We start from the raw sequence: 25,022 nt of genomic DNA, 5'->3' as shown, positions 1-25,022 counted from the left end.
AATTTAACATTCATAGAAAACAAAATTATTATGAAACAGTACGATATTGAAAAAGACATAAGATACTTGCAACTGCTGTCGCAATCGTTTCCTACGATAGCAGAAGCCAGCACTGAGATCATCAATCTCAAGGCTATCCTCAACCTGCCTAAGGGCACTGAGCATTTCCTTGCCGACATCCACGGTGAGTACGAGGCTTTTCTGCATGTATTGAAAAACGCATCGGGTAACATCAAGCGTAAGGTGAACGAACTCTTCGGCACTACCCTGCGCGAACAGGAGAAACGTGACCTCTGCTCGCTCATCTATTACCCGGAGCAGAAACTCGAACTCGTCAAGATCAACGAGAAGGACATTGATGACTGGTATCACATCACGCTCCACCGCCTGGTGGCTGTATGCCGTGATGTTTCCAGCAAGTATACCCGTTCCAAGGTGCGCAAGTCGCTGCCTTGCGATTTCTCCTATATCATCCAGGAACTGCTCCACGAGCATACCGAAGACCATGACAAGACGGCATACGTCAATGTCATCGTAGATACCATCATCTCTACCGGCCGTGCCGATGATTTCATCATTGCCATCGCCAACGTCATCCAGCGCCTTGCTATCGACCAGCTGCATATCCTGGGCGATATCTACGACCGTGGTCCGGGTGCGCATATCATCCTCGACAAGATGCGCCGCTACCACAGCTGGGACATCCAGTGGGGCAATCATGATGTGTTGTGGATGGGTGCTGCTGCGGGCAATGATGCCTGCATCTGCAATGTCATCCGCCTCTCCCTGCGTTATGCCAATCTCTCTACCCTAGAGGAAGGCTACGGCATTAACCTCATTCCGCTTGCCACCTTCGCCATGGAGACCTACAATGATGATTCTTGCACCGAGTTCCTGCCTAAGCTGAGCGGTGGCGCTGCCAGTCTTGACGACAAAACTACCCGACTCACAGCACAGATGCATAAGGCGATAGCCGTCATCCAGTTCAAGATTGAGGGTCAGCTCATCGAGAAGCATCCGGAATGGAAGATGGACGGCAGACGCCTCTTCGAACACATCAATTATGAAAAGGGTACGGTAGAAATCGATGGCAAGGAATACGAGATGAGTTCCTGCAACTTCCCTACCATCGACCCGAAATACCCAAACCGTCTCTCTGAAGAAGAAACGATACTGATGCAGAAACTGCACCACTCTTTCAAAGTCTGCGAAAAGCTGCACAAGCATATCCGGGTGATGTTGCAGCATGGCTGCATGTATGCCATCTTCAACAACAATCTGCTCTTCCATGCTTCCTGTCCGCTCAATGCCGACGGTTCTCTGAAAGAGGTAGAAATCTATCCGGGTCATAAATACAGCGGTCGCGACCTGATGCACTATACCGGCATGCAGATTCGTACCGCCTTCCAGCAGGACAGCGACCCAGCCGAGAAGGAATATGCCATCGACTACTTCCTGTATCTCTGGTGCGGTCCGGACAGTCCGCTCTTTGACAAGAGCAAGATGGCTACATTTGAGCGCTATTTCGTGGCTGACAAGGAGACCCATAAGGAGGAGAAGGGTTATTACTTCCTCCTGCGCGACAACGAGGAAGTGATAGACCATATCATGGATGAGTTTGGCGTTACCGGACCTAACCGCCACATCATCAACGGCCACGTGCCGGTACGTACCCTGAAGGGCGAGAATCCTATCAAGGCAAACGGCAAGCTGATGGTGATAGACGGTGGTTTCTCCAAGGCATACCACAACGAGACGGGTATCGCCGGCTACACGCTGGTATACCATTCCCGCGGTTTCCAACTGGTACAGCACGAACCGTTTACCAGTACCGAAGATGCCATCAAGCAAGGTACCGACATCAAGAGTACCACCCAGATTGTGGAAATGTCCAACCGCCGTATGCTGGTTGCCGATACCGATATAGGTCAGGAACTCCGTAAACAGGTAGAAGACCTGAAGGAACTTCTGTATGCTTACCGTCATGGCTATATCAAGGAGAAGGAAACAAAGAAAATGTAAGTTCCAGAAAAGATAAGAGGCTGATGCTGTCATCGTTAACCGATAACAACACCAGCCTCTTTTTTATTCAATCGGCTTTTTTATTCATTCAGCCATTTTTATTCATTCAGCCTTTTTTATTCCAATCCAAACAAAGCCTTCAGACCACCGTCTACACCAGAGAAGCCCATGAAGGCTAGACTGAGGAGAGCAGCTGTAACCATCACGATAGCTACGCCCTGCATACCCTTAGGAATGCGGACCAATGCCTGCTGCTCACGAATGCCGGCAAAGACGATGAGAGCCAGGGCAAAGCCGAGAGCGGTAGAGAAGGCGTAAACCACGCTCTCCAAGAGATTGTAGTCCTTCTGGATAACCAGGATGGCTACACCCAGCACAGCACAGTTGGTAGTAATCAAAGGCAGGAAGATACCGAGCGCCTGATAAAGTGCAGGAGAAACCTTCTTGAGGATAATCTCTACCATCTGAACCAAGGCTGCAATCACGAGGATGAACGCCAGGGTTTGGAGATATTGCAATCCGAATGGATCGAGTACATACTTCTGAACACACCAGGTAATGATGGTTGCCAAGGTCAAGACGAAGGCGATGGCACCCCCCATACCGATGGCTGTATCAACTTTCTTCGATACGCCCAGGAACGGACAGATACCGAGGAACTGCGACAAGACGATGTTGTTGACGAATATCGCAGAGATAAATATCAATAAATATTCCATAATTTCTATTCTATTTCATGGATTGAAGCGATGCCTACGCTTACTTCTTTACCTTATTAAATATAGCAATGATGTATCCCAATGTGAGGAATGCTCCTGGAGGCAGGATAAACATCAAGATATTGGTAGTCTCTGGCAACAGAGTGATACCGAATACACTTCCTGCACCGAGAATCTCACGGGCACTACCCAAGATAGTCAAACCGAGGGTGAAACCCAAACCGCAGCCGAGACCATCAAAGAGACTGGCAATCGGTGAGTTCTTGGCAGCAAAGCTCTCTGCTCTACCCAGGATGATACAATTAACTACAATCAATGGGATGTAGATACCCAGAGCCTGGTTGATGCTGTCAGGAGCATAGGCGCTCATCAACATCTGCAGGATGGTTACGAAGGCGGCAATCACTACGATGAAAACAGGGATGCGAACCATATCCGGGGTAATCTTCTTGATACAGGAAATCACAAAGTTGGTACAAACCAATACTGCCATGGTTGCCAATCCCATGGAAAGACCATTGATGGCACTGGTAGTTGTTGCCAAGGTAGGACACATACCGAGGAGCAACACGAAGGTAGGGTTCTCCTTGATGAGTCCGTTCATCAAAATTTTCATATTACTCATATCGGCTTATCCTTTCTTTTCGTTATGTTCAACTTTAGATGCACGGCTCTCAGCATCTGCTTTCTGAGATGCACCACTCTCGCCATCTACATTCTTACCTGCATAGGCAGCATACGCCTGATTGATAGCCTTGAGGAAGGCACGGCTGGTAATGGTTGATGCGGTGATGGCATCTACTGCATTGCCACCCTTATCGTCCTTGCTTACGTGAAGGTCGCCATCCTTTGGCGTTTTTCCGATGATGCTACCCTTTCCGTCTTTCTGGAACCAGGTAGTTGCCTTGGCACCCAGACCCGGAGTCTCTGAAGCCTGAAGGATGGTGTAACCCATAATCTTGCCCTCGGTATCGAAACCTACGAGCACCTTCAAGTCGCCACCGAAACCGCCGGTAGTACTCTCTACGGCAGCCCCCAACTCTTTTCCGCTCTTGTCAGAGCACTTGTGGAGAATAAAGGTAAACTCCTTGCCGCCAAACTCCTGCTTCACCTCTTCAGGTTCTGCTACCTGGAGGTCTTCAGTACCCATCACGCTCTTGATACCGGTAGCCAGACTCTGTGCTGCCTTCTCGGCGATAGGACCAGATGTAAGGTGATTGATGTATGCCAGCACAGCACCCACAACGAGCGCTACGCCTACGAGCGCCAAAACCATGTTCTTTAATGATGATTCTAATTTCTGCATGTCTCAGTCCTCCTTATTTCTTAGCAGGCTTCTCACCGAAGCGCTTTGGTTTAACGTAGATATTAATAAGAGGTGTGAACGCATTCATGATAAGAATGGCGAACGACATACCTTCCGGATAACTACCCCAGTTACGGATGATAACGGTGAGAAGACCGATGCAGACACCGTAGATGAGCATACCCTTGTGAGTCATTGGTGATGTTACATAATCGGTAGCCATAAAGATGGCACCGAGCATCAGACCACCACTGAAGATGACTGCCAGAGGATTGGCATAAACAGGATTAGCCAAATGCATCAAACCGCTGAAAACGAATACGGTAGCGATGATGCTGACTGGAATATGCCAGGTGATGACCTTCTTCCAGAGCATGTAAGCCAAACCGAGCAAGAGGGCGAATGCACAAACCTCACCGGTAGTTCCGGCACCGAAGGTATCTCCAGTAGCACCGATGAGCAGGCTCATGGAATCAGGCAACTGATTCAGGAGAGAAGCATCGCCAGTCTTGATGGCTGTCTTCATGATAGCCAGCGGTGTAGCACCAGTTGTAGCATCGGTATAGCTGAGCATCTGTCCAGCCACAGGCCATGATGTCATCTGTGCAGGGAAACTGACGAGCAGGAAGCAACGGCCTACCAAAGCAGGATTGAAAGGATTGTTACCCAGACCACCGAAACTCATCTTACCCACACCGATGGCAAACAGGGCACCGATGATGATAATCCAGAGAGGAAGGTTACTTGGCAAGTTCATGCCGAGCAGAAGACCGGTGATGATGGCAGAACCATCGAGCAAGCTGGTCTCCTCCTTCAGGAGATATTTTGTAATTGCCCACTCAAAGAAGACGCAGGCTGCCACAGAGGTGAGCAGTACGACTGCTGAACCCAGACCGAAGAAATAGAAAGATGCGAGGATGGCAGGCACAAGAGCGATGATCACTCCGTACATGTTCTTCTCCACGCTCTCATTTCCATGGGCATGTGGCGATAATGAAACGATTAATTTTCCCATTTTATCTTTTAAATTCTTTCTTAAATGAAATTCATTCTTGACGTGAACGCTTACTTCTTGGCGTTGCGAGCTCTGATGATGCCCATTACCGCTGCCTTACCATTGATGATGTTATCAAGGATAGGACGATGAGATGGACAGGTGAACTGGCATGAACCGCAGGCAATGCAGGATGTTACCTCCTCTGCCTCCAGACGTTCATAATCCTTCACTACGCTCAGGGTAGCAAGCAAGTATGGCTCCAAGCCCATTGGGCAGGCATCCACACATTTGGCACAGCGGATACATGGCTGAGCCTTCTTGCGATGAGCATCCGCATCGGTCAGTACGGTGATGGAGTTGGTACCCTTGGTTACAGGAACATCGAGACTGATTACAGCCTTACCCATCATCGGACCACCAGCCAACACCTTGTTGTCGCCCTCAGGCAAACCGCCACAATTCTCAATCATCTGAGAAAATGGAGTTCCCATACGCACGAGGAAGTTGCCCGGATTCTTCACCTGCTTACCGGTAACGGTGGTATAGCGCTCGAAGAGAGGCTTGTTCTTCATAACTGCCTGATAAACAGCGAAAGCAGTACCTACATTCTGAACTATTGCTCCAACGTTGACTGGGATAGCTGGAGGAGCAGGAACCTGACGGCGGATGACGGCATCCACCAACTGCTTCTCACCTCCCTGAGGGTACTTCTTAGCCAGAGGAACAATCTCGATACGGGAGTCATTAGCAGTCTTTTCCTCGAAGAGTTTGATGGCAGCAGGTTTGTTATCCTCGATACCGATGTAGCCCTTCTCTACCTTAGCCGCCTTCATCAGAAGGTTCAAACCAACGAGAATCTCATCGGCATGCTCCATCATCAGGCGATAATCGGCTGTGATGTAAGGCTCGCACTCTACACCGTTGATGATGACGCACTCTGCCTTGGCTCCTGGAGGAGGACAAAGCTTGATGAAGGTAGGGAAACCGGCACCACCCATACCAGTGACACCTGCTACCTTGATGCGGTTTACGATTTCCTCTGGAGTAAGCTCAGTATGAGCCTCAAGCGTCTCGAGTTTATCAGAGCGGTCGATGCTCTCCTCCCACTCATCGCCTTCTACATTAATAATAATGCAAGGCTTGCGATAACCGGTAGCATCAATAGATGTATCTACCTTGAACACGGTTCCAGAAACGGAACTGTAAATAGGAGCACTCACAAAACCACCAGCCTCAGCGATGAGTGTACCCACCTTCACCTTGTCGCCCTTGGCAACTACAGGCTTGGCTGGAGCACCGATGTGCTGACCAAGTGGGAAAATAGCCTGCTTTGGGAGAGGAGCCACCTGAGTAGCCATCTCAGCAGTAATCTTATTCTCTTCTGGGTGAACTCCACCAATTCTAAAAGTTCTCAAATTCATGATTTAGTCCTCCTTCTTTTCTTCTGAAGTTTCTACCTTTGGAGCGGCTACAGGAGCCTCAGCCTTTGGTGCAGCAACTGGAGCTTCTGCTACAGGAGCAGCCTCTGCAGCTGGCTTTGCCTTCTTAACTGGGAAATTAACTTTTACGAGAGCACCGGTTGGGCATTCGTCAACACACTTGGTACACATGCGGCACTTATTGAAGTCAACATAAGCCACATTGTTCTCAATGGTGATAGCATCAAACTTGCAGACTTTCTGACACTTACCGCATCCGATGCAAGCAACGCTACAAGCCTTCTTAGCCACAGCTCCCTTGTCGTGGTTCACGCACTGAACGTAAACACGGCGACCCTTAGGACCCTTCTTACGGAGTTCGATGATATGACGTGGACAAGCCTTGGCGCACGCACCACAACCTGTACACTTCTCCTCATCAACCTCAGGAATACCCGTCTCAGGATTGATAGAGATGGCACTAAACTGGCAAGCAGCCACGCAATCACCACAACCCAGACAGCCGAATCCGCAGCCGGTTTCACCAGCGCCACAGGAGTTCATAGCAGCACAAGTATGCAAACCATCATACTCGGCGATGCGAGGACGATGCTCGCAAGAGCCATTACAACGAACCACAGCCACCTTTGCCTCTGTGTTAGCCACAGCCAGACCCAGGAGATCAGCTACCTTGCCCATCACGTCGGCACCACCTACAGGACACATCAGCCCATCGATGCTACCGGCATCAGCACCCTTGACCAGCGCTGCAGCCATACCGGAACATCCGGCAAAACCGCAACCACCACAGTTGGCACCCGGAAGGAGTTCTCCCACCTGTCCCAGTCGAGGGTCTTCTTCGACGGCAAACTTCTTAGATACTCCGAAGAGCACCAATGCTGCAATCAGCGCAATGGCACCGAGTACCAAGACCGCAATCAAAATAAAATTCATAATAATTTGTATTTGTTTTAGTTAATAATCAACAACGTTCGAGTTTAAAACTGAATCGGTTTCTTAACCTGTTGCGCATCAGATAGAGCACAACATAATAAGGGACGAGGATTCCCAGCGCCGAAACGGCAGCCATACCCTCAGAATGGGTAGTAGCAAGAACAGCTATCAAGGTTGCCACCATGGTCACCAGAGGCAAAAGATAACCGTAAAGGCTGGCTCTGTAACCTACGGAAGCATCAGCCACCACGACAACAGAATCGCCCTTCTGATAAGAAGCAGCGTCAGCCATTCTTATCTCTACCATTTTTTCTTTCATTTCAGAGGCATTGCAGTGGGCAGCCACTTTGCAGGCGCTGCAGGCAGAAGCCTGGAGGATGCGAACTTTCACACATTCTCCCTCTACCCCATCTACGATACCAGTATGTTTTATCTTGTTCATTTGCAAAGTCTAGTTAGCAATTTATTTGGTTGCAAAGGTAGCAAATATTTTAGAAATGACAAACAATTTAAGAAGGTTTTTTAATTAAAAGGGGCGTAAACGTTTTCTTTGTTACTTTTTTTGCCAAACTTCTTTGTTTGTTTCATTTTTTTGTGTACCTTTGCAATAGAAAGATAAAAAACAAGCCTCAAGCTCGCAAAAAGCCAAGGGCTGATAAAAACGTAGATTTATGGAAGTAACAGAACAAATGATTCAACAAGTAGAGCGCTTTATCAGAAAAGTGTCTCAAAAGTTTCCTGTACCAGCGTCTGAAGAAGACACATGTATGCTGACCGATATCCATGTGAGAGTATCACAGGACAGCGGCGAGATGCTTGCCTTTGACGATGACGAGAACGAAATTACCCGCTGTGTTGTTGAGCAATGGATTGACAACAAAGATGAAAACTTCTATGATGAGGTAGCGAAGCTTTTGCGTGACCTCTTGCGCAAGAATGCTGAGACGGTAGACCATCTCGGAATCCTAAAGCCTTACAGCTTCGTCTTGGAAGATGATGAGAAAGAGAATCTGGGAGAACTCTACCTTGCCGATGATGATACCATCATCGTGGGTGGCGACCTGATGGAGAATCTGGATCACGACCTGGATGAATTCCTTGACGACTTGCTTAAGGAATAACTTTCCGAATCAAGGAATCATGACATAAGCATAAAAAAGGAGGGAGGTTCGAAAGCCGCTGCTTCCTTCTCCCTCCCGGGCTAATGATATAAAAACTAATATTGTCTTAATGCACCCAGCAATTCTGCATTCTCACTCTTATTACCGATGGTAATACGAAGGCAGTTGCCACAGAGTTGCACTTTATTTCTATTTCTTACGATGATGCCCTGTGCCACGAGATAATCGTAGATGGCATTGGCATCCGTCACCTTCGCCAGGAAGAAGTTGGCATCCGTAGGATATACCTTCTCGCAGATAGGTAATTCCATGAAGGCTGCCATCACCTTGGAACGTTCCTGCAGGATGTTCTTCACCCATTCATCCACCTTCAGCGGATTCTTCAATACCTCCAAAGCCTGCTCCTGGGTAAGGAGATTCACATTATAAGGATATTTCACCTTATTAAATATATCTACTATTTCCTTGCTGGCAAAAGCCATACCCAGACGAAGGGCTGCACAGCCCCAAGCCTTGCTCATCGTATTCAGGACGATGATGTTTGGGAAATGATCGATCACGCTGCGGAAGGTTCGCTCGGAAGAGAAGTCGCTATATGCCTCGTCTACGATGACGATGCCATCGAACAGGCGCAACACTTCTACGATGGCTTCACGGTTGATGTGGTTGCCCGTAGGATTGTTAGGACTACAGAACCAGATAACCTTGGTATTGTCATCGCAGGCATCGATAATCTTATCGGCTGTCACCTGATAGTTCTCATCAAGCAACACCTCCCGATACTCCACGTCATTGATATCGGCACATACCTGATACATGCCATAGGTTGGAGCAATGGCTACAACATTGTCCTGACCAGGGCGACAGAACACACGGTAAACCAGGTCGATGGCTTCATCAGAGCCATTGCCCAGGAAGATTTTTTCTTCCGCCACACCCTTTATCTTACTGATCTGCTTCTTCAGCTCCACCTGAAGCGGGTCTGGATAGCGATTGTAAGGGTCGTTATATGGATTCTCGTTGGCATCGAGGAATACGCGGGCATTTCTGCCGGCGAATTCTGTTCGAGCGCAACTGTATGGTGCCAGGTTCCAGATGTTCTCCCGGCACAAGTCTTTTAAATCTTTCATACTATCAAACTACTTTAGACTTTTTACTCTCAATCTCATGGCATTGGCATGTGCCTCGAGCTGCTCGTTTTCAGCCATGGTCACCACCGCATCTCCTATGTTACGAATACCTTCTTCAGTAAGATGCTGGAAAGTGATCTTGCGGTTATAGCTGTCGAGATTCACGCCGTTGTAAGCCAAGGCATAGCCATGGGTTGGCAGGGTATGATTGGTACCGCTGGCATAGTCGCCCGCACTCTCACAGGCATAATTGCCCAGGAATACGCTACCGGCATTCACTACCCTTTCAGCCAGCTGCTCATAGTTGGCAGTAGCGATAATCAGATGCTCAGGAGCATAGGTATTGCAGAGATTGATAGCCTCCTCATCATCCTTGACAAGGATAAACTTGGAATTATCCAACGAGGTCTGTGCCATCTCCTTACGTGGCAATCGTTCGAGCTGTGCTTCAACTTCCTTCTTCACCTCCGCCAATACCTTTTCAGAGGTAGTGATGAAGAACACCTGAGAGTCGAAGCCATGTTCTGCCTGAGAAAGCAAGTCGGCAGCTGCGAAAACAGGGTTGGCTGTTTCGTCAGCAATCAGACAAACCTCCGAAGGACCGGCAGGCATATCGATAGCCACATCATGCAATGAAACCTGCTGCTTGGCAGCCATCACGAACTGGTTGCCCGGACCGAAGATTTTATATACCTTAGGCACGCTCTCAGTACCATACGCCATGGCACCGATAGCCTGTACGCCACCCGCCTTGAAAATCTTGCTCACGCCGGCAATCTTAGCCGCCATGAGAATGGCTGGGTTCACCTTACCCTCCTGGTTAGGTGGAGTACAGAGAACAATTTCCTCGCAACCGGCAATCTTGGCAGGAGTAGCAAGCATCAGTACGGTAGAGAACAGCGGTGCAGTACCGCCCGGAATATAAAGTCCCACCTTCTGGATGGCAACACTCTTCTGCCAGCAGGTTACGCCAGGGCATGTTTCAACCTTCTCGCCTGCAAACTTCTGGCTCTGATGGAATGCGGCAATGTTATGATGGGCGAGGTGCAAAGCGTCTTTCAGTTCTTGAGAAACCAGTTGCTCAGCCTCTTCGATTTCTGCTTCAGTCACAGCCAAAGAATCGAGATGGGCATGATCAAACATTTCCTCGTAACGCTTCACGGCTTCGTCGCCATGCTTCTTCACATCGTCGAGTACACCCTGTACCGTAGCATTGAGCTTGGATACATCCAGGTGTGGGCGTTTTACTATCTCGCTCCATTCCTCCTTTGCAGGATACTTAATTACCTTCATTCCAATTTAATTAATAATTTATAATGTCTAATTAAGAATTAGACCTGCACATAAACAGTTCCCAACTCCTAATATCTAACTTTCTTACAATATCATCTTCTCAATTGGTGTTACAAGGATGCCCTGTGCACCGAGTTCCTTCAGCTTACCGATGATTTCCCAGAAACGCTTCTCATCGAGCACGGTATGGATAGAACACCAGTCATCGTCTGCCAATGGGATGATGGTAGGACTCTTGATACCCGGCAATACCTGGGTAATCTCCTCTACCTTTGCCTTAGGGGCATTCATCATCACGTACTTCTTGTCCTGGGCAGAACGCACAGCCTCGAAGCGGAACAGCATCTCGTTCAGAATCTGATGCTTCTCCTCATCCATTTTCCAGTTGCCGATGAGCAAAGCCTCACTCTTCATCACTACCTCTACCTCGGCAAGGTTGTTGCTTACCAGTGTAGAACCGGAGCTGACGATATCAAAGATACCATCTGCCAGACCGATGCCCGGACTGATCTCTACAGAACCGGTGATGACATGGATGTCGGCATTGATATTATGCTTCTTCATGAAGTTGCGCAGGATATTAGGGTAAGAGGTGGCAATCTTCTTGCCGTTGAACCACTGTAATCCTGGATACTCTATCTTCTTAGGGATGGCAAGACTCAAGCGGCACTTGCTGAAACCCAGGCGATCGATGATCTGCGCTTTCTCACCACGCTCCACGAACTCGTTCTCGCCCACGATACCGATATCTGCCACACCAGAGGCTACACTCTGAGGAATATCATCATCACGGAGGTAGAGAACCTCGAGTGGGAAATTACTTGCCTGCACCAGAAGTGTGCGCTTGGAGGCACTGACCTTGATGTCTGCCTCTGCTAAAAGATTCATGGTGTCGTCGAACAGACGACCCTTACTTTGTACTGCTATTCGTAACATATTTCTGTATTTTGTCTGAAAAACATTGCAAAAGTACATAAAATTGTTAGAATATGCAAATAATTTAGCACTTATATTTAAAAATTTCGTACTTTTGCAGTCGCAATGAGAAAAAAGTTATATTTATACGCATTTTATGCTCTTATTTTACTGGGAAGTTGCGAAGAAAAGAAACCGCAACAAGAGCTCACGCCGTGGGGAACTCCTATAGGCGAAGTGGAGGGCATGTCTGATGGCGAAGAAGGGGCGGCTGACGAATCAGCCAACAAGAATAAAAGACAGAAGGGCTTCTCGCTGGAGGACATTCAGGAAAACGGTGAGCTGATCATGCTTACCGTGAACGGTCCTACTACCTATTATGATTATCACAACCACGGCATGGGTCTGCAATATCTCCTTTGTGAGAAGTTTGCCCAGCAGATTGGTGTGTCGCTGCGCGTGGAGGAATGTAAGGATACCACCGAGATGATCCAGAAGCTGACCAAGGGAGAAGGTGACATCATCGCCGTTCCCCTATCCCGGAAACAGACCAAGGGCGACCTGCTCTTCTGTGGTGTGACACCCGACAGTACCCGCACGCAGTGGGCTGTGGTTGGCGGCAACAAGAGTCTTGCCGATACACTGAACGGCTGGTTCAAGCCAAAGATGATAGCCGAGACGAAGAAGGAGGAAAGCTGGCTGCTCTCTTCTGCCAGCGTTACCCGACATGTCTATTCTCCGTTCCTGAACCGTTCCAAGGGCGTCATCTCCCGTTACGACCATCTCTTCCAGCGATACAGCGGTACGGCAAGAATGGACTGGCGCCTGATGGCGGCACAGTGTTACCAGGAAAGTTGCTTCGACCCGAAAGCCAAGTCATGGGCAGGTGCCTGCGGACTGATGCAGATCATGCCTTCTACGGCAGACCATCTGGGATTGCCGATGAGTGCGATACATGATGCAGAATCGAATGTGGCGGCGGCAGCCAAGTATATGGCAGAGTTGCAGGGCCATTTCTCTGACATCGGAGATCCTACACAGCGAGTTCTCTTCGCCCTGGCTGCATACAATGGCGGTTTCCATCATATCCGTGATGCGATGAACCTGACCAGAAAGCATGGTGGCAATCCTTATAACTGGGGACACGTAAGAGAATATGTCCTGCGCCTGGCACAACCGGCTTATTACCGTGATCCGGTTGTAAAATACGGTTTCATGCGTGGTACGGAGACTGCCGACTATGTGGACAGAATCAGAGCACGCTGGAGTGAATACTGCGGTGGTGCCAGCTTCCACGACAGTTATCGTGGTGGCAGCAGAGGCATCGGTGGCGATGCCTTCCATGGTGCACCGATGAAATCGAAAAGACATTATCAGGGTAAATACCATATATAACATAAAAGGCTTCTGCGTATGTATTCGCAGAAGCCTTTTTTGTATCTATTAAGATAAAATAATTACTTACCCAAAACCTCATCCAACAAGGTGTAGAATGCAGGATCCTCACCTACGATGGTCTTTACGATCTTGCCGTCAGGACCTACAACAATCTTGGTTGGGAAACCCTGGACACCATACTTGTCGAGTACATCGCTACCCTTTGGATTATAAACGTGAATCCATGGCAACTGATGCTTCTCTACGGCAGCCTTCCACTTTGCCTCGGTATCATTGCAGTCAACACCCAGGATTTCGAACTTACCCTTATACTTCTCGTAGTACTCCTTCATCTTAGGCATACCCTTGATGCACCAACCGCACCATGAGCCCCAGAAGTCGATGACAACATACTTGCCACGGAGACTAGAGAATGTAAATGGCTTGCCATTAATGTCGTTCAATGTGAAGTCAGGAGCATCTATACCGGAAGCCTGCAACTTCTTAGCCTTCTCATCAGCCTCTGCACGCTTCTTAGCCGTATCAATAAAAAACTGATAATAGGCCTTCATTCTTCCATTCTTCACATTCTCAGAGAGCAAGCCCAGAAGTTCCTTCATCTGGTCGTAATCATCCATTTTCTCGAAAAGTGTAGCACATGCCTCGTTATCAGGGTTCTGCTTGACGAAAGCTAAGATTTTCTCCGTTCTAGCCTTCAGCAAAGCAGGCATCTTCTTCTCATACTCATTCATGATGGTCTCACGGTCTTCACCATTCTTCGTGCGAGCATTCAGAGATTCTGAATACTCCTTCAAATCCTTCTCGGCAGACTCCATCATCAAATCAACCTCATGATACTGCTGGTAGAACTTACTACCGGTAACATCGAAACGGGTAGCGAAATCACCCTTTATCTCTGCCTTCTCGCCTGGCACGCAAGGGAAATTGAACATCTTTCTTTCCAAACCACGATAGGCCTTTGGTGTCAGGAATGCACGGTTTGACACCTTGGCAAGGTTATCGGAATAGGTAAACTTACCATTCTTAACCAAGATGGTATCCATCTTCACATCACGGCCTTTGAACACGATTACAGAATCGGTAGCAAAGTTCTTCAAATCCACTTTCACCTGAAAGTTGCTCTTCTGAGCCATCGCTGCTGCTGATGCCAGCACCAAAGCAGCAGTAAAAATCATTTTCTTCATTCGTACTATATCTTTTCTTTTATATTTCCACAATAACCTTTATCTATACCTTATTATATAGGTATCCTTATTCCTCATACTCTGTGGTATCTTCGATACCCGCCTCAGCCAGGGCTTCCTTGCGCTCTACGCAGGTGCCACACTTGCCGCAATGCTTCTCACCACCCTTGTAGCAGCTCCAGGTCTCGGCATAATCGATACCGAGTTTCTTGCCGATGGCAGCAATCTCGCCCTTGGTGATGTTGGTATAAGGAGCCACCACGCGAACATCTACGAAGGTACCAGCCTCAGCAGCCTCATCGATAGCCTTGATAAACTCCGGACGACAGTCCGGATAGATGGTATGATCACCGCCATGATTAGCAATAAACACCTTCTTCAGATTGTTGCTCTCAGCAATACCAATGGCAATGCTCAACATGATACCGTTGCGGAAAGGCACCACGGTAGACTTCATGTTGTCGGCAGCATAATGTCCCTCAGGAATTGCATCCGCACCTTCCAGGAGCGAACTCTTGAAATACTGGTGCATGAATCCCAGATCGATGGTGATATGCTTGATTCCCAATCTCTCACAATGCATCTTGGCGAAAGGAATCTCCCGCTCGTTATGATTGCTTCCATAGTTGAAACTGATACCCAGGGCTATCTCGTCCTTCTTGTCATAGAGCAGGGTAATACTGTCCATACCGCCGCTCACAATAATTACTGAATCCTTCATTTACTTAGAACTTATTATTTATAAAATCAGATTATATTTATAAATTCAGACTATACACTAACATCTGCGTAATCCGCGAAATCTGCGTGAGATCTTCACCCGAACAGGCAGCGGAACGCCTCTTCCACTTTCCGTACGGGATGAATCTCTATCTGATACTTCTTATGGTCGAAACCATGATAGTTGTATTTCGGAATGATGATGTGCTGGAAGCCGAGTTTCTCAGCCTCTGCTATGCGCTGCTCTATACGGCTTACCGGACGAACCTCACCGCTGAGTCCTACTTCGCCAGCCATACACCACCCCTGCTCTATCGCAGTATCCACATTGCTGCTCAATACCGCAGCCAGCACACTCAGGTCCATCGCAGGGTCAGTAACCCTCAATCCTCCGGCAATATTCAGGAACACATCCTTCTGCATCAGCTTGAAGCCTACCCGCTTTTCCATTACCGCCAGGAGCATGTTCAGTCTACGCTGGTCAAAACCCGTAGCCGAACGCTGTGGAGTTCCGTATGCCGCCGTACTCACCAGAGCCTGCGTTTCTACCAGGAACGGACGCACACCCTCGATGGCTGCACTGATGGCTACACCCGAAAGTCCGTCATGGTCCTCTGTAAGAAGCAGTTCTGATGGGTTGCTCACCTGTCTCAATCCTCCCTGCAGCATCTCATAGATACCCAGTTCCGAAGTACTTCCGAATCGGTTTTTGATGCTGCGCAGGATGCGATACATATAATGCTGGTCGCCCTCAAACTGGATGACAGTATCCACAATATGCTCCAATATCTTAGGTCCCGCCAAGGTTCCTTCCTTATTGATATGACCTATCAGGATAACCGGAATGCCACTGGTCTTGGCAAAACGGAGAAGATGGGCTGCACACTCACGAACCTGAGATACCGAACCCGGAGAACTGTCCACCTCTTCGGTAGCGATGGTCTGGATAGAGTCAATGACGATGAATTCCGGAGCCACCTCCTGGATATGAGAGAAGATTTTCTCCAGCTGCGTTTCACAGAGAATCGTGATATGATCGAAGGGTTGAACCACTTCCTCTCCCCTCAGCAGCGCCTGTCCCTTTGCCAGTCGGTCGGCACGCAACTTAATCTGATGGGCACTCTCCTCACCGCTGACGTAGAGAATACGGCGGTCGGTCATATTCAGAATGGTCTGCAGGGTAAGCGTACTCTTGCCGATACCCGGTTCACCACCCAGCAGGGTGATGCTTCCCGGTACCATACCGCCACCCAATACGCGGTTCAACTCCTCATCGCGCATATCGATGCGAGGCTCATCAATGGCAGAGATGTCGCGCAACTTCATAGGCTTGGCATCATGGTCGCTATGCTGACCGCCGAACATGGTAGCAGCCCCGCCATGTCTCATCGTCATGCCGGCATTCTTAGCCGCCTGCGAGCCACTATCGCCCGCAATGCGAATCTCCTTGAAAGTGTTCCATTGTCCGCAACTAGGGCATTTACCCATCCACTTGGAACTTTCCTGTCCACAGTTGCTACAAACGTATGCTATTTTGTCCTTTGCCATAAATGTAACATTTATTCGTGCAAAAATACAGCATTTTTTTCAAGTGACACAACTTTTTTATTTTATTTAAGGTAAAAAACGGGATGTAGGGATTTTCCCCCACCCATTTAGGGAAAAACCTTACCCCGAGAACGAAAATAGCCCTATCTTTGCACCAGAAATAAGAAACAAGAGTATAAACAATTTTAAAATATACGATTATGAAGAAGTTTATCATAGCACTTGTAGCAATGTTCACCATGACATTCACTACTGCATCAGCAATGAGTTACGAACAGGCACGCCAGCAGGCTCTCTTCCTGACTGACAAGATGGCTTACGAGCTGAACCTGACAGATGATCAGTACGAGGCAGCTTATGAGGTGAACCTCGACTACCTGATGGGCATCAATACTTATGATGACCTGTATGGCGTATACTGGCGCCAGCGTAATCTCGACCTGAGCTATATCCTGCTCGACTGGCAGTATCGCGCTTTCTGCAATGCCACCTACTTCTATCGTCCTCTCTACTGGGACGGAGGTTACTGGCATTTCGGAATCTACGCACGTTACCCTCGCCGCGACTACTTCTTCTTCGGTAGACCACACTTCTACGTTAGCTATAGAGGCGACCACTGCTGGAGAGTGAACGGTGGAAGAAGCTGGTATCACGGACGTGCATACGGCAGACCATTCGCTGGCGGTCAGCCACGCATGGGAATGAGAGACAGTTTCAACCGTGGTGATTACGGCCGCGGACAGTCATTCGGCAATATGCAGCGCCAAAGCAGCACCCGCACCACAGTAACCAGAGACCGCAACTTCGGCAACGGTTCGTTCAATAACGGTCGTATAGAAAGCAACCGCAACAATAATGGCGGTGGCACATTCGGTGGAGGAACCTTCGGAAGCAGAAACAACAGCCGTTCTAACATGAGCCGCGATTTCACCCCACGTTCTACAACTCCAAACAGCAGTTCGTTTGGTGGTAACCGTTCATTCGGTGGCAGCAACCGCTCATTCAACAGCGGAAGCAACAACAGAAGCAATAGCCGTTCATTCAACAGCGGAAGCAGCAACCGTTCATTCGGAGGAGGCGGCACATCCCGTTCATTCGGAGGTGGTGGTTCTCACAGCAATGGCGGAAGCAAAAGCGGTGGCGGCAGCTTCGGTGGCAGAAGATAATATGAAACGTTACAACTCAGCACCCATGGAAGCCCTATGGGTGCTGAGTATACGCTATGAGATGGAAAACTATCTCTTCAAGGCGATATTATAATTGTCATACTGGGTATTGCCCGTAATATCTTCCACCACCTGGATGAATGGAGGGAAGTTTACATTCTCATGCTGAGCTATTCCCTTGGTTTCCAGTATCATCAGGTCGTGAACTGGCTGTTCGAAGGAATCCAGTTCGAAGTACTGTCCCTTCCAGATAAAGCTCTTACGGTGCTTGCGGATGGTGGCACGGTAAGGGTCTGCCTGCTGAAGCATCGATTCATAGAGATTAGCATTGATCTGACGCTCTGTCTCAATCTGCTCCTTATCCGAAATACGCTTCTTGGAAGTATGAACGTAAACATATTTACCACCCTCAAAACTACGGCGACGGAGACGGATTTCACTACCCGGCTCACCCGAAAGATAGGTCTGGACAATATCGCTGTCAATGGCATTAGGCACCTCGCCCACCAGTTTCACGATATATTTGCGCTCCTCCTCTATCGGCTGAGGAATGCCCAGGACATTGCTTATCTCCTTCAATACGCGATTGAGTTTGTTCTCGAAATCCTCATGGTTGTTGATGACACGGAGATGAGGATGACCCTTCCAGGCAGAAACGATCTTCTTATCCAGTTCACGGGCTATCTGAAGACCAGCCTCATCAGCCTTCTCCAATCGCTGCGCATTATTTGCGGTGGTATAGAACTGCTCTGCTCCATCGGCAGCACTCACGAGATGAAGCACTGCATCATAACGCTCACGCAACTGGGTGTTGCTGTATCCATGCTCAGAGATGATGCGGTTCCAGAAATCTTCAGAAAGATAAGTAGAAATATCCATCGTACCACGATCGCAAACGATGATGACCGGCTGGTCCAAAGTCTCTGCCATACGGGAAAAGCTATCCTCTAACCCTATCTGAGTCAGGAAGGTAGCCTTCTCACCCTCAAAAAAGAACTTCTCGTTTTTGGTAAGATAATTCATACCCGACTGGGTGAACATGGTTGGTACTTCTGGAATGGTAAATACCTTATAGCCAAGGCTTGTGAAATGCTCTATCACCTTGACCAATGCAGTGGTCTTTCCCGCACACGGACCACCCGTAAGTACAATCTTCTTAATTGTATTCATATTATTTGTTTTTATTCGTCTGATTAGATGCAACCATCTTGCTTATGTTCTATTCTGGGTGCAAAGATAGCAATAAAATCTTAAAGATAGAAAAAAAACGGTTCTTTATTTTGTAATCTAACCGAAATATAGTAACTTTGCATAATCTATGGAATAAGAATTATTAAACTAAAGGAAATAAATGGAAAAAGTAAAGACATTAATCATAGGTAGTGGACCTGCAGGATATACTGCAGCCATCTATGCAGGTAGAGCCGACCTCAAACCTGTTCTCTATTCGGGTATGCAACCTGGTGGACAGCTTACCATCACCACCGTAGTAGAAAACTTCCCAGGCTACCCTAACGGTGTAGACGGAACCCAGATGATGATGGACATGAAGGAGCAGGCTGCAAGATTCGGTGCTGACCTGAGAGACGGAAGCATCGAGAAGGTAGACTTCAGTTCACGCCCTTATCACCTGACAGATGAGCGAGGAAATGAGATTGAGGCTGATACCGTAATCATCGCAACAGGTGCTTCTGCCAAATATCTGGGTCTGCCGGACGAAGAGAAATACCGTGGACAGGGCGTTTCGGCATGTGCTACCTGCGACGGCTTCTTCTACCGCAAGCGTACTGTTGCCGTAGTAGGTGGTGGTGATACAGCCTGCGAGGAAGCACTCTATCTCTCCAGTCTTGCCAAGAAGGTTTACATGATTGTCCGCAAGCCTTATCTGCGTGCGGCAGAAATCATGCAGCAGCGCGTGAAGGAAAAGGAGAATATCGAAATTCTCTTCGAAACCAATACCTTAGGTCTTTTCGGAGAGAACGGTGTGGAGGGTGCTCATCTCGTTCGTCATAAGGGAGAAGCCAACGAGGAGGAGTTCGACATCGCCATCGACGGTTTCTTCCTGGCTATCGGCCATAAGCCTAATTCCGACCTTTTCAAGGATTATCTTGAATTGGACGAGCAGGGGTTCATCAAGGTTATCCCAGGTACGGCAAGCACTAAGCTGCCAGGCATCTTTGCAGCCGGTGACGTTGCCGACCCAGTTTACCGTCAGGGAATCGTTGCAGCAGGTTCAGGAGCCAAAGCAGCCATCGAAGCAGACAGATACCTGCAGACATTGTAGGGTATTGGGCAGGTGAAAGTATAATTAAATTAAAAAAAATCGTCTATATTTTGTCAGGTGCAAAAATAATCGTACTTTTGCATCTGATAATGACGAAGGAAGATTGGCAGAGTGACCGAATGCGCTGGACTCGAAATCCGGTATACCCTCTTTCGGGTATCGGGGGTTTGAATCCCTCATCTTCCGCAACATTCGTTTTTTTCAGATAATAAGTAAAACCAACATGAAAAAATTTATCATCCCTATAATGATGCTTCTTCCTCTTACTATGCAAGCACAGACTGTGCTTACAGAGCAACAGCAGTTGGAAGAAGCCCAGAAACAATTGGAAGCTGCCAAGAAGGCACTGCAGATAGCTAAGATGAAGGCGGAAGCAGCTCGTCTGAAGGCGCAGACCGACAGTCTGAACCAGGAAGCTGCCAAGGCGGAAGCTGAAGCCAAGCAGATGGAAGCCAAGAAAGCAGAAATCAAGCAGGCTGAAGCCCAGAAAGCTGAAGCAGAACCTGCTCCCAACCTCCCGAAGGAAGAAGCTGTCACCAAGGGTGGATGGGCAATTCCTACCACGGTAGCCAAGAAGAAGGAAGATGCAAAGCCTGTGCTGATGGCAAACGGTGTGGAGCTCAAGGAAGATCCTAAGTATCTGGAAGGAGCTGTCAAGCTGAACCAGGAGGGCAAGGTGGAATTCACCCTTGATACGGATGCCAACGGCAAGACAGCCAAGCAGATCTACGACATCGTATACGAATATATGAGCGACCTGACACAGTCGGATGAAAATATCGGCAGCAGAGTGGCGTTGGTGAACCCTAGCGAATACATCATTGCCAACAGCATGGACGAATGGCTCGTATTCAGCAGTTCCTTCATCTCACTCGACCGTTCAGAGTTCAAGTATCAGCTCGTTGCCAAAATCGCAGACAATCATCTGAATCTCAGTCTTCTCCGCATCTCATACAACTATGAGGAAGACAGACCGACAGGATTCAAGGCTCCTGCTGAGAAGGTGATTACCGACAAGGTGGCACTGACCAAGAAAAAGAACGACCTGGCAAAGATATTCGGTAAGTTCCGCAAAAAGACTATCGACAGAAAAGACCAGATTTTCAGTGAGATAACAGCATTGGTTAAAAAATAACATCAATTCAAATCATGACAGAAGAAAATAACAGCATACAGACAGAACAGGCAGAAAACAGCAAGCAGCAGGAACAGCCAAAGAATAGCTATGCCGTGCGTCCGGATCACAGACATCACCGCCGACTAGCCTACAGCGACCAGAACAATATGTTGCAGTTACGCAACTACCTCAACATCGCATTCATGCTCCTGGCTATCATCGGCGTTGTTATCTGGACCCAACTGGACGACTATCACACATTGGCAGCAATCGTACTGATTCTTGGTGTGGCAATCAAGATTGCAGAAGTTTGCATCCGACTATTCAAAAAATAACAGCTGGTTTCCAAACATCCAGAAAGATTACAGCCAGTTCCGAACATTCAGAAAGATAATGAAGAAATCAATATTAACGATGATACTATTTTGTGCTGCAACTCTCACAGTTGCGGCACAAAACGATTTTAACAATAACGAAGATTCACAGTTCAGACCACAGACCAGCAACCGGGTGAACACAGACTCGCTCGGTTCGGACAAGGAAATACCAAAGGGTATCAAGGTGTGGACCATAGACGAAAGATTCGGAGACAGGACGGAAGCTCCCGTCGACACACTGCAGCACCTATATATGAACTCTACATTCAACGAGGGACTATATGGACAGTATAACACACTGGGCAACATGGGTACTGCAAGAATCAACCGTATCTTCATCGACCGACGTACGCAGGGTAACTTCATGTTCACGGAACCATACGACAACATCGTAACGCCCGTGAGCGACTTCCATTTCACCAACACCTACTCTCCTATCACCAACGTGACGCTGAACAGTTGTGGTGACCGCACCAACGGAGAAGACGACTTCAAGGCTATCTTTGCAGTGAATGCCAACAAACAGTTGGGTGGTGGATTCCGTTTCGACTACAAATACGGCAGAGGATACTACAATGCACAGAGTACTTCCCACTTCAAGTACACCATGTGGACCTCTTATCTGGGCGACAGATATCAGGCACACTTCCTCTTCAGTACCAATCACCAGAAGGTGACCGAGAACGGAGGTATCACCAATGATGACTATATCAAGCATCCGGAACAATATACCGATGATTTCGCCAGCAATGAAATCCCTACCGTACTGGAGGAGAACTGGAACAGAAATGACAACCAGCATATCTTCCTGAGTCACCGATACAGCTTCGGCTTCAACCGCAAGGTAAAAATGACCGAGGAAGAAATCAAGGCCAAGAAATTCGCCATGGAATCGGCCAAGGAAAACGCTGCGGAAGATGCCAAGGAGGAAGCCAGGAAACAGGCCAAGAAAAGCGGAAAGAAATTCGACGAGAAGGCTTTCGACAAGAAACAGAAGGCCCAGTTCTCGGGAAGACCGGACAATGCCAAGATTGCCGGAGACGAACCTGCAAAAAATGAGAATGGTAAGGATGACAGCAACCGTATCGCCGTGAACGGAAAGGCGGCTGCCGACAGTCTGATGGCCATCGAAAAGAAAAAACAGGAGGATTCGCTGTGGTACAAGAATGAGTATGTGCCGGTTACAAGTATCATACATACCGTGAAGTTTGACAATTACAAACGTATCTACATGGCATACAAGACTCCTGCCGACTATTATCTAGAAGAATACTATACCGCAGGCAGACTGCAGGGTGACTCCATCTACGACCAGACCAAGCACTGGCACATGAAGAATACCCTGGCACTGGCTACACTGGAAGGATTCAGCAAGTGGGCAAAGGCTGGTATCAAGGCTTTCGCCAGCTATGACCTACGCCACTATACCCTGCCTGACAAGGAAGGCGGATTCGAGAAATTCAACGAGCATGCACTGAGCGTGGGTGGGCAGTTGAGTAAGCAACAGGGTAAGACGCTGCACTATAATGCCACAGCTGAGATTGGCTTGACAGGTGTAGACGCCGGTACCCTCGCCATCGACGGTAACCTGGATGTCAACATCCCATTCCTCGGAGATACCGTTCAGGTAAGAGGCGATGCGTTCTTCCACCGGGAGACACCATCCTTCTACTACCGTAAATATCATGCACGTCATGCATGGTGGGATGATGACCTTGAGAAGACCATCCATACCCGCATCATGGGTACATTGAGATATAACAAGACCAACACAACCCTTCGTGTGGCTGTAGACGAGATCAAGAACTATACGTATTTCTCACAGTCATACAACGTGACAGAAGATTTCCTTCGCACAGGCGTTGTGGTGACACCGATGCAGGAAAGTTCAGGCATCAATCTGCTGACAGCCCAACTGGAACAGAACTTCAAGTTCGGCATCTTCCATTGGGAGAACCAGATTACCTATCAGAACTCCAGCAACAAGAGTGCACTTCCGGTGCCAGCACTCAATGTATACAGCAACCTCTATATCAAGGTAAACATTGCCAAGGTACTGAAAATAGACATGGGTACCGACGTACGCTACTTTACAAGCTACGAAGCTCCAGACTATTCTCCATACGTGGGCATGTATACCGTGCAGGGTAATGGCGAGAACAACGTGAAGGTAGGCAACTACCCTATCATCAACGTATATGCCAATGCACATCTCAAGCATACCCGCTTTTTCATCATGATGAGCCACATCAATGCCGGCAAGGGTGACAAGAATTATTTCTTCACCCCTCATTATCCTATGAACGCAAGCGTGATGAGAATCGGTGTAAGCTGGAACTTCTTCAACTAGTATATTTAAATAATTGTAAGGAGTGAGTCTTACCGCTCACTCCTTACATAAAATTCCCTAATCTATGGTTAAAACTAATTCTCTCAAAGCATGGTTTCTGGCAGCCCGTCCGGTTACTCTGACGGCAGCTGCTGTTCCCGTAATGCTGGGTGTAGCCCTGGCATACAAGGATTCCAGCACCCATTGTCAATGGATTCCAGCCCTGCTCTGCCTACTCTTTGCCTGGGTGATGCAGATAGATTCCAACCTGGTGAACGACTTCTTCGACTTCAAGCATGGCAACGATGACGAGACGAGACTCGGTCCAAAACGCGCCTGTGCCGAAGGCTGGATTACGATGAAAGCAATGAAATGGGGCATCATCCTCACTACCCTCCTGGGGTGCGCCATCGGACTGCCACTCGCCTTTTACGGAGGAAAGGAGATGATCATCGTAGGCATCTGCTGTGTGCTATTCTGCTTCCTCTATACCACCAAATTGAGTTATCTGGGATTGGGTGACCTGCTGGTGCTGGTCTTCTTCGGCATCGTACCGGTCTGCTGCACCTACTACCTGGTGATACCGGAAGGAATGCAGGGAGTATCTGGCGAAGCCATACTGACTTCCATCGCCTGCGGACTGGTAGTAGATACGCTGCTCATCCTGAACAACTATCGCGACCACGACAACGACCTCAAGGCGGGCAAGAAGACGCTGATTGTTCACATCGGAAAGAAAAACGGTGAACGACTCTACTGCGCACTGGGCAACATCGGCATCCTCATCATGATAGGAATCAACATCTACGGTGCCCTTGCCTACGATGCAGATTCGAAGTTCTTGCCTTTTGCTGCTGTATGCCTTGTGCAGCACAACCGAACATACGCCAAGATGAGGAAGATAGGAGAAGGAAGAATGCTGAACAAGGTGCTGGGTTATACTGCGCTCAACATCTTCACCTTCGGTATCATCTCTACCTTCATCATCATTGGAATGATGTAATTATATAATGTACGCGCGTAC

23 protein-coding genes and 1 tRNA gene are annotated in these 25,022 nt (G+C 48.3%); 10 read left to right on the top strand and 14 right to left on the bottom strand.

Going from position 1 to position 25,022, the window contains the following annotated elements; genetic code table 11:
- Positions 1-30 precede the first annotated feature (30 nt).
- Positions 31-2,022 carry a fructose-1,6-bisphosphatase gene (locus ACTQ16_RS08555; RefSeq protein ID WP_295346711.1) on the top strand — a complete coding sequence of 664 codons (1,992 nt, stop codon included), beginning with the start codon at positions 31-33 and terminating at the stop codon, positions 2,020-2,022.
- Positions 2,023-2,138: 116 nt separating this feature from the next.
- Here the strand turns inward: ACTQ16_RS08555 and rsxA are convergent, their stop codons facing one another.
- The 7 genes from rsxA to ACTQ16_RS08520 are packed head-to-tail and all read right to left on the bottom strand — an operon-like array spanning position 2,139 to position 7,858.
- The gene (rsxA, locus tag ACTQ16_RS08550) at positions 2,139-2,741 is read right to left on the bottom strand and encodes an electron transport complex subunit RsxA (RefSeq protein WP_089542704.1); all 603 of its coding nucleotides are present in this window, start codon (positions 2,739-2,741) and stop codon (positions 2,139-2,141) included.
- A 40-nt stretch (positions 2,742-2,781) separates the two neighbouring features.
- Positions 2,782-3,366 carry an electron transport complex subunit RsxE gene (gene rsxE, locus ACTQ16_RS08545; protein ID WP_089542705.1) on the bottom strand — a complete coding sequence of 195 codons (585 nt, stop codon included), beginning with the start codon at positions 3,364-3,366 and terminating at the stop codon, positions 2,782-2,784.
- A gap of 6 nt (positions 3,367-3,372) precedes the next feature.
- Positions 3,373-4,047 carry an RnfABCDGE type electron transport complex subunit G gene (locus tag ACTQ16_RS08540; protein ID WP_441936983.1) on the bottom strand — a complete coding sequence of 225 codons (675 nt, stop codon included), beginning with the start codon at positions 4,045-4,047 and terminating at the stop codon, positions 3,373-3,375.
- A gap of 13 nt (positions 4,048-4,060) precedes the next feature.
- A complete protein-coding gene (locus ACTQ16_RS08535) occupies positions 4,061-5,062 on the bottom strand; it encodes an RnfABCDGE type electron transport complex subunit D (RefSeq protein ID WP_441936982.1) in 1,002 nt (333 codons plus the stop codon).
- 50 nt (positions 5,063-5,112) lie between these two features.
- Positions 5,113-6,465: an electron transport complex subunit RsxC gene (rsxC, locus tag ACTQ16_RS08530; RefSeq protein ID WP_118416517.1), complete on the bottom strand. Its 1,353-nt coding sequence runs from the start codon at positions 6,463-6,465 to the stop codon at positions 5,113-5,115.
- Between the two features lie 3 nt (positions 6,466-6,468).
- Entirely contained in the window at positions 6,469-7,416 is a 948-nt protein-coding gene (locus ACTQ16_RS08525; RefSeq protein WP_441936979.1) for a Fe-S cluster domain-containing protein, read from the bottom strand.
- A 28-nt stretch (positions 7,417-7,444) separates the two neighbouring features.
- Positions 7,445-7,858 carry a SoxR reducing system RseC family protein gene (locus ACTQ16_RS08520; protein ID WP_153121766.1) on the bottom strand — a complete coding sequence of 138 codons (414 nt, stop codon included), beginning with the start codon at positions 7,856-7,858 and terminating at the stop codon, positions 7,445-7,447.
- A 229-nt stretch (positions 7,859-8,087) separates the two neighbouring features.
- Between ACTQ16_RS08520 and ACTQ16_RS08515 the strand changes: the two genes are divergently transcribed.
- Positions 8,088-8,537 carry a hypothetical protein gene (locus tag ACTQ16_RS08515; RefSeq protein ID WP_153121767.1) on the top strand — a complete coding sequence of 150 codons (450 nt, stop codon included), beginning with the start codon at positions 8,088-8,090 and terminating at the stop codon, positions 8,535-8,537.
- Positions 8,538-8,632: 95 nt separating this feature from the next.
- Here ACTQ16_RS08515 and hisC read toward each other — a convergent pair whose 3' ends face one another.
- The 3 genes from hisC to hisG form a co-directional block, all read right to left on the bottom strand.
- Positions 8,633-9,667, bottom strand: a complete 1,035-nt coding sequence (gene hisC, locus ACTQ16_RS08510) for a histidinol-phosphate transaminase (RefSeq protein WP_294968258.1) — start codon at positions 9,665-9,667, stop codon at positions 8,633-8,635.
- Positions 9,668-9,676: 9 nt separating this feature from the next.
- Positions 9,677-10,960: a histidinol dehydrogenase gene (gene hisD / locus ACTQ16_RS08505; RefSeq protein WP_294968255.1), complete on the bottom strand. Its 1,284-nt coding sequence runs from the start codon at positions 10,958-10,960 to the stop codon at positions 9,677-9,679.
- An 84-nt stretch (positions 10,961-11,044) separates the two neighbouring features.
- The gene (hisG, locus tag ACTQ16_RS08500; protein WP_294968252.1) at positions 11,045-11,896 is read right to left on the bottom strand and encodes an ATP phosphoribosyltransferase; all 852 of its coding nucleotides are present in this window, start codon (positions 11,894-11,896) and stop codon (positions 11,045-11,047) included.
- Between the two features lie 105 nt (positions 11,897-12,001).
- On the opposite strand from hisG, the gene ACTQ16_RS08495 reads away from it, so the two are divergent.
- The gene (locus ACTQ16_RS08495) at positions 12,002-13,270 is read left to right on the top strand and encodes a transglycosylase SLT domain-containing protein (protein WP_441936977.1); all 1,269 of its coding nucleotides are present in this window, start codon (positions 12,002-12,004) and stop codon (positions 13,268-13,270) included.
- A gap of 62 nt (positions 13,271-13,332) precedes the next feature.
- Here ACTQ16_RS08495 and ACTQ16_RS08490 read toward each other — a convergent pair whose 3' ends face one another.
- The 3 genes from ACTQ16_RS08490 to radA form a co-directional block, all read right to left on the bottom strand.
- Positions 13,333-14,457 (bottom strand): redoxin domain-containing protein, encoded by a 1,125-nt coding sequence (locus ACTQ16_RS08490; protein ID WP_441936976.1) that lies wholly within the window; start codon positions 14,455-14,457, stop codon positions 13,333-13,335.
- Positions 14,458-14,524: 67 nt separating this feature from the next.
- Complete coding sequence (gene queC / locus ACTQ16_RS08485) at positions 14,525-15,178, bottom strand: 7-cyano-7-deazaguanine synthase QueC (protein WP_153121774.1); 654 nt, start codon at positions 15,176-15,178, stop codon at positions 14,525-14,527.
- 95 nt (positions 15,179-15,273) lie between these two features.
- The gene (radA, locus tag ACTQ16_RS08480; RefSeq protein WP_441936974.1) at positions 15,274-16,725 is read right to left on the bottom strand and encodes a DNA repair protein RadA; all 1,452 of its coding nucleotides are present in this window, start codon (positions 16,723-16,725) and stop codon (positions 15,274-15,276) included.
- 200 nt (positions 16,726-16,925) lie between these two features.
- On the opposite strand from radA, the gene ACTQ16_RS08475 reads away from it, so the two are divergent.
- Positions 16,926-17,891 (top strand): hypothetical protein, encoded by a 966-nt coding sequence (locus tag ACTQ16_RS08475; protein ID WP_441936973.1) that lies wholly within the window; start codon positions 16,926-16,928, stop codon positions 17,889-17,891.
- A gap of 69 nt (positions 17,892-17,960) precedes the next feature.
- Here ACTQ16_RS08475 and ACTQ16_RS08470 read toward each other — a convergent pair whose 3' ends face one another.
- Positions 17,961-19,061 (bottom strand): AAA family ATPase, encoded by a 1,101-nt coding sequence (locus ACTQ16_RS08470; RefSeq protein WP_295346699.1) that lies wholly within the window; start codon positions 19,059-19,061, stop codon positions 17,961-17,963.
- A 181-nt stretch (positions 19,062-19,242) separates the two neighbouring features.
- On the opposite strand from ACTQ16_RS08470, the gene trxB reads away from it, so the two are divergent.
- From trxB to menA, 6 genes are all read left to right on the top strand, one after another.
- Complete coding sequence (trxB, locus tag ACTQ16_RS08465; RefSeq protein ID WP_294968230.1) at positions 19,243-20,175, top strand: thioredoxin-disulfide reductase; 933 nt, start codon at positions 19,243-19,245, stop codon at positions 20,173-20,175.
- A gap of 97 nt (positions 20,176-20,272) precedes the next feature.
- Positions 20,273-20,361 (top strand) — tRNA-Ser (locus ACTQ16_RS08460).
- A gap of 37 nt (positions 20,362-20,398) precedes the next feature.
- Positions 20,399-21,310, top strand: coding sequence for a DUF4468 domain-containing protein (locus tag ACTQ16_RS08455; RefSeq protein WP_294968227.1), 912 nt, complete (start codon positions 20,399-20,401; stop codon positions 21,308-21,310).
- Positions 21,311-21,324: 14 nt separating this feature from the next.
- Positions 21,325-21,627, top strand: a complete 303-nt coding sequence (locus ACTQ16_RS08450) for a mechanosensitive ion channel protein MscS (protein ID WP_294968224.1) — start codon at positions 21,325-21,327, stop codon at positions 21,625-21,627.
- A 58-nt stretch (positions 21,628-21,685) separates the two neighbouring features.
- Positions 21,686-24,019: a putative porin gene (locus tag ACTQ16_RS08445; protein ID WP_441936971.1), complete on the top strand. Its 2,334-nt coding sequence runs from the start codon at positions 21,686-21,688 to the stop codon at positions 24,017-24,019.
- A gap of 64 nt (positions 24,020-24,083) precedes the next feature.
- Entirely contained in the window at positions 24,084-25,001 is a 918-nt protein-coding gene (menA, locus tag ACTQ16_RS08440; RefSeq protein ID WP_441936970.1) for a 1,4-dihydroxy-2-naphthoate octaprenyltransferase, read from the top strand.
- Positions 25,002-25,022 lie beyond the last annotated feature (21 nt).

Origin of the sequence: Prevotella sp. LCP21S3_D2, from assembly GCF_052118345.1 — a bacterium.
GTDB lineage: Bacteria > Bacteroidota > Bacteroidia > Bacteroidales > Bacteroidaceae > Prevotella.
The sequence above is the reverse complement of the archived record's forward strand: the minus strand, read 5'-3'. Positions and strand labels throughout refer to the sequence as shown.

Bases quoted from the DNA above. Each gene is read 5' to 3' on its own strand.
- ACTQ16_RS08555 (WP_295346711.1), top strand. From the start codon at position 31: ATGAAACAGTACGATATTGAAAAAGACATAAGATACTTGCAACTGCTG.
- rsxA (WP_089542704.1), bottom strand. From the start codon at position 2,741: ATGGAATATTTATTGATATTTATCTCTGCGATATTCGTCAACAACATC.
- rsxE (WP_089542705.1), bottom strand. From the start codon at position 3,366: ATGAGTAATATGAAAATTTTGATGAACGGACTCATCAAGGAGAACCCT.
- ACTQ16_RS08540 (WP_441936983.1), bottom strand. From the start codon at position 4,047: ATGCAGAAATTAGAATCATCATTAAAGAACATGGTTTTGGCGCTCGTA.
- ACTQ16_RS08535 (WP_441936982.1), bottom strand. From the start codon at position 5,062: ATGGGAAAATTAATCGTTTCATTATCGCCACATGCCCATGGAAATGAG.
- rsxC (WP_118416517.1), bottom strand. From the start codon at position 6,465: ATGAATTTGAGAACTTTTAGAATTGGTGGAGTTCACCCAGAAGAGAAT.
- ACTQ16_RS08525 (WP_441936979.1), bottom strand. From the start codon at position 7,416: ATGAATTTTATTTTGATTGCGGTCTTGGTACTCGGTGCCATTGCGCTG.
- ACTQ16_RS08520 (WP_153121766.1), bottom strand. From the start codon at position 7,858: ATGAACAAGATAAAACATACTGGTATCGTAGATGGGGTAGAGGGAGAA.
- ACTQ16_RS08515 (WP_153121767.1), top strand. From the start codon at position 8,088: ATGGAAGTAACAGAACAAATGATTCAACAAGTAGAGCGCTTTATCAGA.
- hisC (WP_294968258.1), bottom strand. From the start codon at position 9,667: ATGAAAGATTTAAAAGACTTGTGCCGGGAGAACATCTGGAACCTGGCA.
- hisD (WP_294968255.1), bottom strand. From the start codon at position 10,960: ATGAAGGTAATTAAGTATCCTGCAAAGGAGGAATGGAGCGAGATAGTA.
- hisG (WP_294968252.1), bottom strand. From the start codon at position 11,896: ATGTTACGAATAGCAGTACAAAGTAAGGGTCGTCTGTTCGACGACACC.
- ACTQ16_RS08495 (WP_441936977.1), top strand. From the start codon at position 12,002: ATGAGAAAAAAGTTATATTTATACGCATTTTATGCTCTTATTTTACTG.
- ACTQ16_RS08490 (WP_441936976.1), bottom strand. From the start codon at position 14,457: ATGAAGAAAATGATTTTTACTGCTGCTTTGGTGCTGGCATCAGCAGCA.
- queC (WP_153121774.1), bottom strand. From the start codon at position 15,178: ATGAAGGATTCAGTAATTATTGTGAGCGGCGGTATGGACAGTATTACC.
- radA (WP_441936974.1), bottom strand. From the start codon at position 16,725: ATGGCAAAGGACAAAATAGCATACGTTTGTAGCAACTGTGGACAGGAA.
- ACTQ16_RS08475 (WP_441936973.1), top strand. From the start codon at position 16,926: ATGAAGAAGTTTATCATAGCACTTGTAGCAATGTTCACCATGACATTC.
- ACTQ16_RS08470 (WP_295346699.1), bottom strand. From the start codon at position 19,061: ATGAATACAATTAAGAAGATTGTACTTACGGGTGGTCCGTGTGCGGGA.
- trxB (WP_294968230.1), top strand. From the start codon at position 19,243: ATGGAAAAAGTAAAGACATTAATCATAGGTAGTGGACCTGCAGGATAT.
- ACTQ16_RS08455 (WP_294968227.1), top strand. From the start codon at position 20,399: ATGAAAAAATTTATCATCCCTATAATGATGCTTCTTCCTCTTACTATG.
- ACTQ16_RS08450 (WP_294968224.1), top strand. From the start codon at position 21,325: ATGACAGAAGAAAATAACAGCATACAGACAGAACAGGCAGAAAACAGC.
- ACTQ16_RS08445 (WP_441936971.1), top strand. From the start codon at position 21,686: ATGAAGAAATCAATATTAACGATGATACTATTTTGTGCTGCAACTCTC.
- menA (WP_441936970.1), top strand. From the start codon at position 24,084: ATGGTTAAAACTAATTCTCTCAAAGCATGGTTTCTGGCAGCCCGTCCG.